12 protein-coding genes are annotated in these 14,458 nt (G+C 38.1%); all 12 read right to left on the reverse strand.

The annotated features are described in order from the left end of the window. Nucleotides 1–67 precede the first annotated feature (67 nt). Entirely contained in the window at nucleotides 68–2,200 is a 2,133-nt protein-coding gene (pnp, locus tag BCER98_RS12455; protein WP_012094900.1) for a polyribonucleotide nucleotidyltransferase, read from the reverse strand. 161 nt (nucleotides 2,201–2,361) lie between these two features. Then, entirely contained in the window at nucleotides 2,362–2,631 is a 270-nt protein-coding gene (gene rpsO / locus BCER98_RS12460; RefSeq protein WP_001229392.1) for a 30S ribosomal protein S15, read from the reverse strand. Between the two features lie 101 nt (nucleotides 2,632–2,732). Then, entirely contained in the window at nucleotides 2,733–3,704 is a 972-nt protein-coding gene (ribF, locus tag BCER98_RS12465; protein WP_012094901.1) for a bifunctional riboflavin kinase/FAD synthetase, read from the reverse strand. Nucleotides 3,705–3,747: 43 nt separating this feature from the next. Then, nucleotides 3,748–4,671 (reverse strand): tRNA pseudouridine(55) synthase TruB, encoded by a 924-nt coding sequence (gene truB / locus BCER98_RS12470; protein WP_012094902.1) that lies wholly within the window; start codon nucleotides 4,669–4,671, stop codon nucleotides 3,748–3,750. Between the two features lie 124 nt (nucleotides 4,672–4,795). After that, nucleotides 4,796–5,152, reverse strand: a complete 357-nt coding sequence (gene rbfA, locus BCER98_RS12475; RefSeq protein ID WP_012094903.1) for a 30S ribosome-binding factor RbfA — start codon at nucleotides 5,150–5,152, stop codon at nucleotides 4,796–4,798. Between the two features lie 15 nt (nucleotides 5,153–5,167). After that, nucleotides 5,168–5,449 carry a DUF503 domain-containing protein gene (locus BCER98_RS12480; RefSeq protein ID WP_012094904.1) on the reverse strand — a complete coding sequence of 94 codons (282 nt, stop codon included), beginning with the start codon at nucleotides 5,447–5,449 and terminating at the stop codon, nucleotides 5,168–5,170. Beyond that, complete coding sequence (gene infB / locus BCER98_RS12485; RefSeq protein WP_012094905.1) at nucleotides 5,446–7,515, reverse strand: translation initiation factor IF-2; 2,070 nt, start codon at nucleotides 7,513–7,515, stop codon at nucleotides 5,446–5,448. The genes BCER98_RS12480 and infB overlap by 4 nt, the downstream gene beginning before the upstream one ends. 4 nt (nucleotides 7,516–7,519) lie before the next feature. Next, entirely contained in the window at nucleotides 7,520–7,831 is a 312-nt protein-coding gene (locus BCER98_RS12490) for a YlxQ family RNA-binding protein (RefSeq protein ID WP_012094906.1), read from the reverse strand. Further along, nucleotides 7,832–8,104, reverse strand: a complete 273-nt coding sequence (gene rnpM, locus BCER98_RS12495; protein WP_041809905.1) for an RNase P modulator RnpM — start codon at nucleotides 8,102–8,104, stop codon at nucleotides 7,832–7,834. A gap of 11 nt (nucleotides 8,105–8,115) precedes the next feature. Beyond that, the gene (gene nusA, locus BCER98_RS12500; protein WP_012094908.1) at nucleotides 8,116–9,216 is read right to left on the reverse strand and encodes a transcription termination factor NusA; all 1,101 of its coding nucleotides are present in this window, start codon (nucleotides 9,214–9,216) and stop codon (nucleotides 8,116–8,118) included. A 17-nt stretch (nucleotides 9,217–9,233) separates the two neighbouring features. Continuing rightward, on the reverse strand, nucleotides 9,234–9,704 hold the full coding sequence (gene rimP / locus BCER98_RS12505) for a ribosome maturation factor RimP (protein ID WP_012094909.1): 471 nt from the start codon (nucleotides 9,702–9,704) through the stop codon (nucleotides 9,234–9,236). 335 nt (nucleotides 9,705–10,039) lie between these two features. Beyond that, on the reverse strand, nucleotides 10,040–14,341 hold the full coding sequence (locus BCER98_RS12510) for a PolC-type DNA polymerase III (protein ID WP_012094910.1): 4,302 nt from the start codon (nucleotides 14,339–14,341) through the stop codon (nucleotides 10,040–10,042). Between the last annotated feature and the right edge of the window lie 117 nt (nucleotides 14,342–14,458).

Below are 14,458 nucleotides of genomic sequence, written 5' to 3' on the forward strand. Positions count from 1 at the left end.
AAATCTATATTATGTATATCTTTTTATATAACAAAAAAAGCCAGAAATCTGGCTTTTTTCCTCATTTTTATTCTTGTGTCGCTTCTTCTTTTGCTACCTCTTTTTCTTGCTCTTCTTTTAGCAATACTTTTCTAGATAAGTTTACACGACCTTGTTTATCAATCTCGATTACTTTCACTGAAATTTCATCACCGATTTTTACAACGTCTTCCACTTTACCTACACGCTCAAGAGCCAGTTCAGAAATATGAACAAGACCATCTTTACCGCTGAATAATTCTACGAATGCACCGAATTTTTCAATCCGTTTTACTTTTCCTAAGTAGATTTCTCCTACTTGTACTTCGCGAACGATATCTTCGATGATTTTCTTCGCTTTCTCATTCATTTGTTGATCAATTGAAGAAATAAAGACTGTACCGTCTTGTTCAATATCAATCTTCACGCCTGTTTCTTCAATAATTTTGTTAATTTGTTTACCGCTTGGTCCAATAACATCACGGATTTTATCCGGATTGATTGTCATCGTAATAATTTTCGGAGCATATTCAGATAGCTCTTTACGAGGTTCAGCAATAACAGATAACATATGATCTAGAATGTGCATGCGTCCAACCTTAGCCTGTTGTAATGCTTCTTCTAAGATTTCACGAGAAAGGCCATCGATTTTAATGTCCATTTGTAGAGCAGTTACACCTTTTGCTGTACCTGCTACTTTAAAGTCCATATCACCTAAATGGTCTTCCATGCCTTGAATATCCGTTAAAATTGTATAATGTTCACCAGATTTCACAAGTCCCATTGCGATACCAGCAACTGGCGCTTTAAGTGGTACACCCGCATCCATCATTGCTAACGTACTACCGCAAATACTTGCTTGTGAAGTAGAACCATTGGATTCCAAAACTTCAGATACAAGACGCACTGTGTATGGGAAATCTTTTTCAGATGGAATTACAGGTTCAAGAGCACGTTCTCCTAATGCTCCATGACCGATTTCACGGCGACCTGGCCCACGCATCGGTCTTGTTTCACCAACACTGAAAGAAGGGAAATTGTAATGATGCATAAAACGTTTCGATTCTTCTACACCAAGACCATCTAAAATTTGCACATCTCCTAATGCACCTAACGTACAAATACTTAATGCTTGTGTTTGTCCACGTGTAAATAGACCAGAACCGTGCGTACGAGGTAAAATGCCAACCTCTGACGCTAAAGGACGAATTTCATCACTCTTACGTCCATCTGGGCGAATTTTTTCAACGGTAATAAGACGACGTACTTCTTCTTTGACAATTTTGTATAAAATCTCACTTACTTGTCCTAATACTTCCGCCTCAACTTCTTGCTCTTCATAATGAGCAATGACCCGTTGTTTTACTTCGTTAATTGCATCTTCACGCGCATGCTTTTCATGTACTTGAATTGCAGTATGCATATCTTTCTCTGCCATTTCACGTACAGCTTTTTCCAGTTCAGCATCCACTTCATACAGTTTTACTTCCATTTTTTCTTTTCCGACAGCTTGTACAATTTCTTCTTGGAAAGCAATTAAACGTTTAATCTCTTCATGACCGAACATAATTGCTTCTAACATTGTTTCTTCAGGTACTTGATCAGCTCCTGCTTCTACCATGTTAATCGCGTCTTTAGTACCCGCTACAACAAGGTGAATATCACTTTTCTCTTGTTGTTCTACCGTTGGGTTAATAATAAATTCACCGTCAATACGACCTACTGTTGCCCCCGCAATTGGACCTTCAAATGGAATATCTGAAATAGATAATGCCAATGAAGAACCAAGCATAGCTGCCATCTCAGAAGAACAATCTTGATCAACACTCATTACAATGCTGACAACTTGCACTTCATTACGGAAACCATCTGCGAAAAGCGGACGAATTGGTCGGTCAATTAAACGACTTGCTAAAATTGCTTTTTCACTTGGACGTCCTTCACGCTTAATAAAACCACCTGGGATTTTTCCGACAGCATATAAACGCTCTTCATAGTTTACTGTAAGCGGGAAGAAATCTACATCCTTCGCCTCTTTTGATGCAGTTGCTGTAGATAGAACTGCTGTATCGCCATACCTTACTAATACTGCTCCATTCGCTTGTTTTGCAAGCTGACCTGTTTCAATTGTTAGCTGGCGACCAGCTAAATCTATCGAGAAGACTTGCTTTTCTTGACTCATTTAAGTACCCCTCTCAATTTAAAATATTCACTTCTTCTATGTAAATGGATTATATATCAAAATATTCTCCCTTTAGTATTACCGAAAATTAAGTAAGCTATAAAGAGTAGAAGATATATTTTTTACCTAACAAAAAAGCGGGAAGATTCCCGCTTTTTTGACTATCGACGTAAGCCAAGCTTTGTGATTAATTCACGGTAACGTGTGATATCGCTATTACGAAGGTAAGTAAGTAAGTTACGACGTTTACCAACCATCTTTAATAGACCACGGCGTGAATGATGATCTTTCTTGTGAGTACGTAAGTGCTCGTTTAGAGTGTTAATTTGCTCTGTTAGGACAGCAATTTGAACCTCTGGAGAACCAGTATCAGTCTCATGAGTTCTAAATTGTGCAATGATTTCATTTTTACGCTCTTGTGTTAAAGCCATCCTATTTCACCTCCTAAATAAGTAAACCCCCAATTCCCTAGCATGCGTCGGTGAGTCGCTATGCCAAGCAATGGTTGTCATAAAGTACATAACATAGAATACTACTTTTCATTGGAAAAAGCAAGCACATTCTTTTTCGTCTTAAAATATTCTTGCGCTGTATTTTTATCTTCAGCAATTTGTGCAACTAATTCATCGATACCATTAAATTTCTTTTCTTCCCGAATACGCATATGCCATTCAACAGTAACAGTCTGATCATAAATATCTTCATTAAATTGGAATACATGTACTTCAATAGATAGCTGGCGCTCATTTTCTTTAAAAGTCGGTTTATATCCAATGTTACATACACCATCATGCCACTTATCATGAACCTTTAATCGCACTGCATATACTCCAACAGGCGGCAATAAATAATCACCATTTAAAGCAACATTGGCAGTTGGAAAACCAATTTGACGCCCACGTTTATCACCGTGAACCACTTTTCCTTCCACTGTATAAAGTCTACCTAAAATAGATGGAATTTGTTCCATTTCTCCATTACGAATTAATTTTCGTAACGCTGTAGAACTTACTTTTTCTTCTTGAAATTCAACTTTTTCAATCACGGTTTGTGTAAACTCCCCTCTCGCATGAAATGGCAAAGTCTCCATCGTACCTTTCCCCAAGCGTCCATATGAATAATCAAATCCTGCTACTACATGCTTAACATTTAGCCCAATAACATATTCATCAACAAACTGCTGTGGTAATAATCCAGCGAATGCTTCATCGAATTTCACCACATATAGTAGGTCAATACCTAAATCTGCAATTACCTTTTCTTTCAAACTTGGCGGTGTAATATATGCCACATGTGCTTCTTTTTTCCCTAATACAACAGATGGGTGTGGATGAAATGTCATGACCGCACTTTTCCATCCTTTTTCATCCGCTATTTTTTTTGCCGTTTGAATTACACGTTGATGTCCTAAATGAATGCCATCAAAATATCCTAATGCCATTACAGTAGGTGGTAATTCTAGTTTATTTAAATCATGGCGATGAGTTAAATGAATGAGTTTCACGCTTGCGTTCACCTTTTTCTGTAATAATCCTTCTAATACTTCATTATAGCTTTAATTCTTGATTATTCACAAGTACTTTCATTGGCTTTAACATGCCTGGACGTTTTGGGTGATGTTCATAAATCGCTAAACAATGATTATTACGATCAAATACTGTAATAAATGGAGTTTCCGCTTGTATTTCATTTTTTAAAAACATACCGTTTTTTATTTTTTCTGCTTGTTTTTCGTCTACCACTATTTTTGGAAACTTGCTTAACGCTTCATCAATTGAAATAAAAACAGACTCTACTGTTCCATTTTGCATGTTTTCCTCAATTTCTTCAAATGATACGCAGTCATGTAGCTGAAATTCTCCTGAAGCTGTTCTAACAAGATCAGACATATGTGCCGGGAATCCTAATTTTTCTCCGATCATAACTGCTAATGTTCTCACATACGTTCCTTTGCTACATGTAACACGGAAGCGGAATGAAATATTTGCACCTTCAAATGTTTCACGGTTGTCCAGTAGTGTAAACTCATGAATTGTAATGATGCGAACTGGGCGCTTCACTTCTTGCCCAGCTCTCGCATACTCATATAATTTTTTCCCATTCACCTTTACAGCCGAATACATAGGTGGCACTTGTTCAAGCGTACCTGTCAATTCTGCTAGTACCGCTTCAATTTCCTTGCGTGTAATGGTGCGATTTACATCTTGTTTTTCAACTACTTCACCAGAAGCATCTTCAGTGGTAGTTGAAAATCCTAATGTAACTTCCCCCTCATAAGTTTTTGTTTCACTCGTCAAAAATTGTGCAATCTTTGTAGCACGTCCCACACAAATCGGTAACACTCCTGTTACATCTGGATCTAATGTACCTGTGTGACCAATTCGCTTTTCACGTAATATTTTTCGTAACTTAAATACACAATCATGTGAAGTCATTCCTTTTGGTTTATGTAATAATACTACACCTTCCATATGTTCACCTCATTCTTATCTTCTTGCGAAAATTAAGTAGATATTTTTTACTATGCTTGTCTACTTACACGAGTATGTAAAACAAACTTTCTATTGAAAAAATGGATAGACAAATGTCTATCCATTATTCTTCACGTTTACCTTCTTTATTAATTTCATGTAAAAGTGTATCAATTCGATGACCATATCCGATAGATTCATCAAATTCAAAAGAGATTTCCGGTGTTTTACGAAGACGAATACGTTGGCCAATTTCTGAACGAATAAAGCCTTTCGCTTTCGCTAAGCCTTTTAATGTATTTTCTTTCTGTTCTTCATCTCCTAAAACAGAAATATATACTGTGGCAATTTGTAAATCTCCACTTACTTTTACATCTGTTACTGTTACAAATCCGACGCGTGGGTCTTTAATTTTGCGACTAATAATATCGCCTAATTCTTTTTTCATTTGTTCTCCCACACGGTTTGCACGTAGTTTCATAACTATTCACCTCATTCAATACCATTCCAAGTGCGTTATCGTCCGTTCTATCTCCGGAAATGAGTCAATATACTCTAGTACACGATTCATTTCTTTCTCGCAGACAACGCGATTTGAGGATACAGAAACAATTGCAATTTCCGCACGTTGCCATACATCTTGGTGCCCCACTTCAGAAACAGCGACATTATGTCGCTGTTTCACACGGGTTAGCACACGTTGTAAAATTGCTCGTTTCTCTTTTAAAGAATGCACATCGTATATGATGCATTCGAATGAGAGCGAAGCGATAATCATCGCTTCACTTCTTCCATAATGAATGCTTCAATGATGTCTCCTTCTTTAATATCATTGTACTTCTCAATTGTAATACCGCACTCATAGTTTTGTGCAACTTCTTTTACATCATCTTTAAAACGTTTTAATGTATCAAGCTGTCCTTCATAAATGACAACACCGTCACGAATAATACGAACGCCACTATCACGTGTAATTTTACCGTCTGTTACATAGCATCCAGCGATCGTTCCAACTTTTGTTACTTTAAACGTTTGACGAACTTCAGCTTGACCGATTACTTTTTCTTCAAATTCTGGATCAAGCATACCGCGCATTGCTGCTTCAATTTCTTCGATTGCTTTATAGATAATACGATGCAAGCGAATGTCAACATTTTCAGATTCAGCTGTACGCTTCGCATTTACATCTGGACGTACGTTAAATCCAATTACAATTGCATTAGATGCAGAAGCTAAAATAATATCAGATTCTGTAATCGCACCTACGCCTGTATGAATAATTTTCACTTTAACGCCTTCTACATCAATTTTGCGAAGTGATGCAGCCATTGCTTCTACAGAACCTTGTACATCAGCTTTAACGATTAAGTTAATTTCTTTTACATCGCCCTCTTGAATTTGTTGGAATAAATCTTCCAGGCTTAATTTAGATTTTTCACCACGTTGTGCAAGCAATGCCTGTTGTGCACGTGATTCACCAATTTGGCGTGCTTTTTTCTCGTCAGCAAATGCCATAAAACGATCTCCTGCCTGTGGAACTTCATTTAAACCTGTAATTTCAACAGGAGTAGATGGTCCAGCAACTTTTACACGACGGCCAATATCATTTACCATCGCACGAACACGACCATATGTTGTACCAACAACGATTGGATCACCAACGCGAAGTGTACCATTTTGTACAAGTAATGTTGCGATTGCACCTTTTCCTTTGTCAAGTTGTGCTTCAATTACAGTACCTGTTGCGTAGCGATTTGGATTTGCTTTATATTCTTCCACTTCACTTACAAGAAGAATCATTTCTAATAAATTGTCAATTCCTTCACCTTTAATCGCTGAGATTGGTACGAAGATTGTATCGCCACCCCAAGCTTCTGGTACTAACTCATACTCCGTTAATTCTTGCATAACGCGATCTGGATTTGCTGCTGGTTTATCCATTTTATTCACCGCTACAATAATTGGTACTCCTGCAGCTTTTGCGTGGTTAATCGCTTCAACTGTTTGTGGCATCACACCATCATCAGCTGCTACAACAAGAATTGTAATATCCGTTACTTGTGCACCGCGAGCACGCATCGTTGTAAACGCCGCGTGACCTGGAGTATCTAAGAATGTAATTTTCTTATCATTTACTTCTACTTGGTATGCACCAATATGTTGCGTAATTCCGCCTGCTTCACCAGCAGTTACTTTTGAATTACGGATAGAGTCAAGTAATGTTGTTTTACCATGGTCAACGTGACCCATAATTGTTACAACAGCTGGGCGCTCTTTTAAGTCCCCTTCCTCTTCATCTTGTTCATCGATAAATGTTTCGAACTCAATTTCATCTATGACTACTTCTTCTTCCACTTCAATACCGTAGTCACTTGCAATTAACTCGATTGTATCTTTATCAAGATCTTGGTTAATTGTTGCCATAATCCCTAGCATAAAGAGCTTCTTAATAATTTCAGATGGCTCCTTGCCAAGCTTGTTCGCAAGTTCTCCTACTGTAAGCGTTCCAGAGAAAGTAATTTTGTCTGGTGTTTCTACAGTTTGCGCTTGCTGTTTTCCAGCAAAGTTCTCTTGACGTTTATCTTGATTTCCTTTGCCTTTTTTCTTTTTCTTATTGCTGTTCTTTTTGCTGCGAACAACCTTTTCTTCTACTTCAAACTCATCTGCAACAGAAGGTTTTTTCACTTCATTATTATACTCATTATCTAGTTTGTTTACTACTTCATCGTCTAACATTGTCATATGATTCGAAACCTCAATATTCATTTCTTTTAGTTTTGTAATAATCTCTTTACTTGAAATATTGTACTTCTTTGCATATTCATATACTCGAATCTTACTCATACCTTCACCCCCGGTAAGTTGTATCGAGCATGCTACGCAGCTTTTTCGCAAAGCCCTCATCTAACACAGCTACAACGACTCGTTCGTCTCTCCCAATCGCATGCCCTAATTGTTGTCGATTTTCGACTTTTCTCATTGGTATGTTGTAGTACGTGGTTTTATCTGTGATGCGCTTTGTCGTATTCGCAGACGCATCCTCAGAAAGCAATACAAGCTTTGCCTTGCCACTTCGTACTTCTTTTAAAACAAGTTCTTCACCCGAAATAATTTTTCGGGCACGATTTGCTAGGCCTAAAAACAATTTCCAATCGGACACTTATTTCGACTCCTTCTCAACAAGTTCAAGAAGTTCTTCATAGAGAGAACTGTCGATTTTCGCTTTTAGATGATGTTCCAAAATGTTCTTCTTTTGTGCTTGAAGAATGCATTCTTTGTCCATTGACAAATATGCGCCGCGTCCTGATTTTTTTCCAGTTAAATCAATAGACACTTCACCCTCTTTGGAACGAACAATGCGAACGAGCTCTCGTTTCGGCTTCATTTCCTGCGTTACAACGCATTTTCGTAACGGAACTTTTCGATTGCTCATACTCATCACCTCTATTCGATTTCGTCTTCAACTGAATCGAATGCGATCATGTTGTCTTCTTCTGTTACAATACCAAGTTGTTTCGCATCAGACTCGCTTTTAATATCAATTTTCCAGCCCGTTAATTTTGCTGCAAGACGCGCGTTTTGTCCACGCTTACCAATCGCTAACGAAAGCTGATGGTCTGGAACGATAACAGTTGTTGCTTTTTCTTCTTCATTCACAAGTACTGATACGACCTGTGATGGACTTAATGCATTAGCAACATATTCTACTGGATCATTTGACCAGCGAACAATGTCAATTTTTTCGCCTTTTAGTTCATCTACAATGCGTTGTACACGCTGTCCTTTCGGTCCTACGCAAGAACCAACTGGGTCAACATCAATATTCTCCGCATATACAGAGATTTTAGAACGATCGCCTGCTTCACGTGCAACAGAACGAATCTCTACTGTTCCATCATAAATCTCTGGAACCTCCATTTCAAATAAACGCTTTAGAAGACCAGGATGTGTACGTGATACGTAAATTTGTGGTCCTTTTGTCGTTTTTTCGACTTTTGTAATGAATACACGGATGCGATCATGTGGTTTATATTGTTCATTTGGCATTTGCTCACTTACTGGTAAAAGTGCTTCCACTTTTCCTAAGCTTACATAAATAAAGCGAGCATCTTGTCTTTGGACAATACCGACCATAATGTCTTCTTCACGATCGCTAAATTCTGAATAAATAACGCCGCGCTCTGCTTCGCGTACACGTTGTGTGACAACTTGCTTTGCAGTTTGCGCCGCAATGCGTCCAAAATCTTTTGGCGTTACTTCAATTTCCAGTACATCACCATTTTGATAGTTTGGATTAATTTGTCTTGCTTCTTCCACAGAAATTTCAAGACGTGGGTCAAATACGTTATCAACAACATCTTTACGTGCTAAAACTTGAATTGTCCCTACTTCTGGATTAAAGCTAACTCGAACATTTTGTGCTTGGTTAAAATTGCGCTTATAAGCAGAGATTAAAGCTGCTTCAATCGCATCAATAATAATATCTTTGCTAATACCTTTTTCTGATTCTAATACGAGCAAAGCATCTAACAACTCAGTGCTCATGAGGATCCCCCTTCTAACTAAAACGTAACTGCAAGTCGCGCATTGGCAACTTTATCCATTGGAATTTGGATTTCTTTTTTACGTGTTTTAATCGTTAATAATAGTGTAATTGTTGTACCATCATAAGAAAGCAATTTTCCTTCAAACATCTTTTCACCATCAATCGGCTCGTATGTTTTAATTGCCACTTGACTTCCTACCGCTTGTTCGAAGTCTTTTTCTTTCTTTAATGGGCGTTCCGCTCCTGGCGATGATACATCCAAAAAGTACAGATGAGGAATTGGATCCTCTTTATCTAAAGCTTCACTTAAACGTTCACTTACCGCACCGCATTCTTCAATGTCGACTCCGGTTTCAGAATCGATGAATACGCGTAGGAACCAGTCTTTCCCTTCTTTCACATATTCTACATCTACAAGTTCAAGATTTAACTCTTCAACAATCGGCTGCGCAAGTGCTTCAACAACTTCTGTAACTTTCTTATCCATAAACAGCCTCCTTCCTGCCGCCATGTACCATTTGAAAGAAAAGCCCCGCTTTATCATAAAGCGGTCTGCCTTATTCTTTCTTGTTAGCTAACAAAAGCCCCTGCCGTTTAGCAGGGAATATCTGTCTTAGTATTACCAAATTTAAGAAGTAAAACTTGTAACAAAATATGTATATACGACAGAAATGTCCCACCTACAATTGTAGGTAAAACATAGATAGTAACACGAAAGAGTGGGTTTCCCCACTCTTCTTTTCGAAAAATATACATGACATGGTTATCTCGGTTAATAGTGTACCATAGAAAATATTGACTTGTAAAGACTTTTCCTCCCCATTAGAACAGTGATAATTGGTTTTGATCTGGTAAATCTCCTAAACAACCTTGGCTATCTAAATACTCAATAATTGTTTTAGAGAGCTTACTTCTTTGCTGCAGATCTTCTTTTGATAAAAAGTCGCCATTTTTACGCGCTTCTACAATACTAATTGCTGCGTTTGTCCCTAGACCAGACACTGCGTTAAATGGAGGAATTAATGTATCTCCATCGATAATAAAATCTGTTGCATGCGAACGGTATAAGTCAACTTTTTGGAAAGAATAACCACGTTCACACATTTCTAATGTCATTTCTAATACAGTTAACAAACTCTTCTCTTTTGGCGAAGCATCCAATCCTTTTTGTGCAATCTCTTCAATTTTTGCGCGAATTGACGCTGACCCTTTTGCCATTACATCTACATCAAAATCATCAGCTCGTACTGTAAAGTATGCTGCGTAGAATAAGAGCGGAAAATGCACTTTGAAATAGGCAATGCGTACAGCCATTAATACGTAAGCTGCTGCGTGTGCCTTAGGGAACATATACTTAATCTTCTTACATGAATCAATATACCATCCAGGTACATTGTTATTACGCATTTCCTCTTCCCATTCTTCCGGCACGCCTTTACCTTTACGCACTGATTCCATGATTTTAAAGGCTAATGATGGATCTAGTCCTTGATAAATTAAATACACCATGATGTCATCGCGACAACCGATAACTTCACTTAATGTACATGTACCGTTATAAATCAACTCGTTGGCATTCCCAAGCCATACGTCTGTACCGTGCGATAGTCCAGAAATTTGGACAAGCTCGGAAAATGTTGTTGGTTTTGTTTCCTCTAACATCTGTCTTACAAATTTTGTTCCAAACTCCGGTATACCAAGTGTACCTGTCTTACAATTAATTTGTTCCTCTGTTACCCCTAAAGATTCTGGACTTGAAAAAATCTTCATTACTTCGGGGTCATCTGTTGGTATTGTCTTTGGATCAATTCCACTTAAATCTTGTAACATACGAATAACAGTTGGATCATCGTGTCCAAGTATGTCAAGTTTCAGTAAATTATCATGGATGGAATGGAAGTCAAAGTGTGTCGTTCTCCATTCTGCCCCAACAGAGTCAGCAGGATACTGAATTGGTGAGAAATCGAAGATATCCATGTAATCTGGTACAACGATAATACCACCTGGATGCTGTCCAGTTGTACGTTTTACACCTGTACATCCTGCAACAAGGCGATCCACTTCCGCATTTCGGATTGTTAAATTGTGATCCGACGCATACCCTTTTACATAACCGTAAGCTGTTTTCTCTGCAACTGTACCAATTGTTCCAGCACGATACACATAATCTTCACCAAATAGCACCTTTGTGTAATTATGTGCACGCGGCTGATATTCTCCGGAAAAATTCAAATCAATATCCGGTACCTTATCTCCTTTAAAACCAAGGAACGTTTCGAATGGAATATCATGTCCGTCTTTTTTATATGGAACATTACAGTTTGGACAATTTTTGTCCGGTAAGTCAAAACCAGATCCAACAGAACCATCGTTAAAGAATTCTGATTGCTTACACTTTGGACATACATAATGCGGCGGCAATGGATTTACTTCTGTAATTTCCATCATTGTCGCAACAAATGATGATCCAACCGAGCCACGTGAACCTACAAGATAACCATCTATAAGTGACTTTTTCACCAATTTGTGTGAGATTAAATAAATAACAGCAAAACCATGCCCAATAATACTTTTTAATTCTTTTTCTAAACGAGCTTCTACAATTTCCGGAAGCTCTTCTCCATAAATACTGCGCGCCATTTTGTAACTCATATCGCGCGTCTCATCGTCTGCACCTTCAATTTTCGGTGTATACAAATCGTCTTTTACCGGATGAACCTCACCGATTAACGATGCAATTTTTTGTGTATTTGTGACAACAATTTCTTTTGCTTTTTCTTCCCCTAAGAAAGAGAAACAATCTAGCATTTCATCTGTTGTACGGAAATATACCGGTGGTAAAGAATGACGATTTAACGGATTTGCCCCGCCTTGTGAACTGATTAAAATTTTGCGATAAATGGCATCTTCTGGATTCAAATAATGGACATTACCAGTCGCAACAACTGGTTTGTCTAACGTTTCACCTAATTTTACTAAATTAGAAATAATCGTTTTCAATTGTCCTTCATCTCGAACTAATTCTAGCTCTACTAAATGTCGTAATACTTCTGGAGGCATTACTTCAATATAATCATAAAACTGCGCAATTTCTTCTACTTCTTCCGGTGCTTTTTGCATCATCGCTTCAAATACTTCACCTTTATCACAAGCTGTCCCTACCAATATACCTTCTCGATGCTTTTTCAATAACGATCTCGGTATTCGCGGTACACGATAAAAATAATTCACATGCGAATAGGAAATAAGTTTGTATAAGTTTTTTAGTCCTTCATCAGACGTAGCAAGCAACGTAACGTGACTTGGTCTTCCTCGTTTATACGAATCGCCTTGTCCCATGCTGTCATTTAATTGGTCATGATATTCAAATCCTTTTTCAATAACCTCTTTCAGCATTTTCGCAAGTAAATATCCTGTTGCTTCCGTATCATAAATCGCACGGTGATGCTGCGTTAATTCAATATCAAGCTTTTTACACAATGTATTTAAACGATGATTCTTCATGTCTGGGAATAGGAATCTAGCTAACTCCAATGTATCGATAACTGGATTCTTTGGTTTATCTAAACCACATTTTTTAAACCCTACATTTAAGAATCCCATATCAAAACTTGCATTATGAGCAACAAGTGTGTGATCGCCCATCCACGCTTGAAACTTTTTAAATACTTCTCCTACTTCTGGTGCGTCTGTCAACATATCATCTGTAATGCCTGTTAACTCGATGATTGTCGCTGATAGCGGTTGATGCGGATTTGCAAATGATTCAAACCGGTCGATAATTTCTCCGCCTTTTACCTTTACTGCCGCTAATTCAATCACCGTATCATATACCGCAGACAATCCTGTTGTTTCAACGTCAAAAACAACATATGTTTCATCCTCAAGCAATCTGTGTTCTTCATTATAAGCAATTGGAACTCCATCATTGACTAAGTTTGCTTCTACACCATAAATGACCTTTATCCCTGCTTTTTTCCCTGCTGAATATGCCTCTGGGAAAGATTGCGCCACAGCATGATCGGTAATCGCAATCGCTTCATGTCCCCATTTTCCAGCCTGTGCAATAAGCTGAGATACTGATGTCACGGCATCCATTTGGCTCATTGGTGTATGCAAATGCAGCTCTACTCGCTTTTCCCCCTCTGGTGCTTTATCTTTACGAGAAGGTCCTGTGATTTCGTTAATATCATTCGCAATCATCACTAAATCGCGAACAAACGTATCATTTTGAACCGACCCTCGCGCTTTAATCCACATTCCTTTTTTCAGCGATTGTAATACTGGAATATCTTCCTTATCACGCGAGAACATTTTTATCATAATGGAGTCTGTGTAATCCGTGATTTTTAACGTTAATAATGTACGTCCGCTACGAAGTTCTTTCGTTTCCACATGGAAAACATACCCTTGAACGGTTTTTCTTCTTTCCTCGTCTTGAATTTCACGCAGCGGTGTAATTTCTTCATCAGGTTTAATGAGATAACCGAGTACAACTGGACCTTCATGCACAACTTCGCTTTCTTCAGCTTGTTTCTTCGCCATTTCTTCCATAGCTTGGATGACGCGCTGTCGATCTTCTTGCTGCGTTTGTTCTCTAAACTTTTGAACTTCTTCATCATTTTTCTTCACATTAGTATCCACTTGAAATCGTGGGAATCCAAAAGCTTCATATTGATCACCAACAGACTTAGCTACATTTTTCTTTAATGCTGTTGCTTCTAATTCATTCTTTACATCTAGTAACAACTTCACACCATTTACATGGGGAAGTTGTTTTTTTAAATATGCAAACATAGGAGAAATTGTAATTCTCTCTGTACATAGCGACCAGTACGCTTTCACTTCTTCTTCCGTAAACTGTTTGCTCTCAGTTTCTAGTGCAAATGATGTTTTTGCAATATGAGAAAATGACTGCTTAAGCTGTCTTTCAAGCAATTCATACAGTTCTGTTGGCAAAATACGCGGCACTTGTAAAGCAAAATGCCAGCTTTTGTTCGCCTTATCAACAACTAGCTTTTGAATACCTCCGCCTTGTAAATATTGATTCACAAGATCTTCTGGTATTTGTAATTGCTGAAGTAAAATATGAAAACGCTCTTGCTGTTCATTCGTTAATGACATAAACAACCTCCTTCCATCTGCTATTATAAATTGAAATGCCCTTCAAAGAAAGAGAAGGTACCCCATAACGAGGTACCCCTTTTTCTCTCTCACCAATCGGGCAGTAACAGCCCGATT

The organism is Bacillus cytotoxicus NVH 391-98, from assembly GCF_000017425.1.
GTDB classification, from domain to species: Bacteria; Bacillota; Bacilli; order Bacillales; family Bacillaceae_G; genus Bacillus_A; species Bacillus_A cytotoxicus.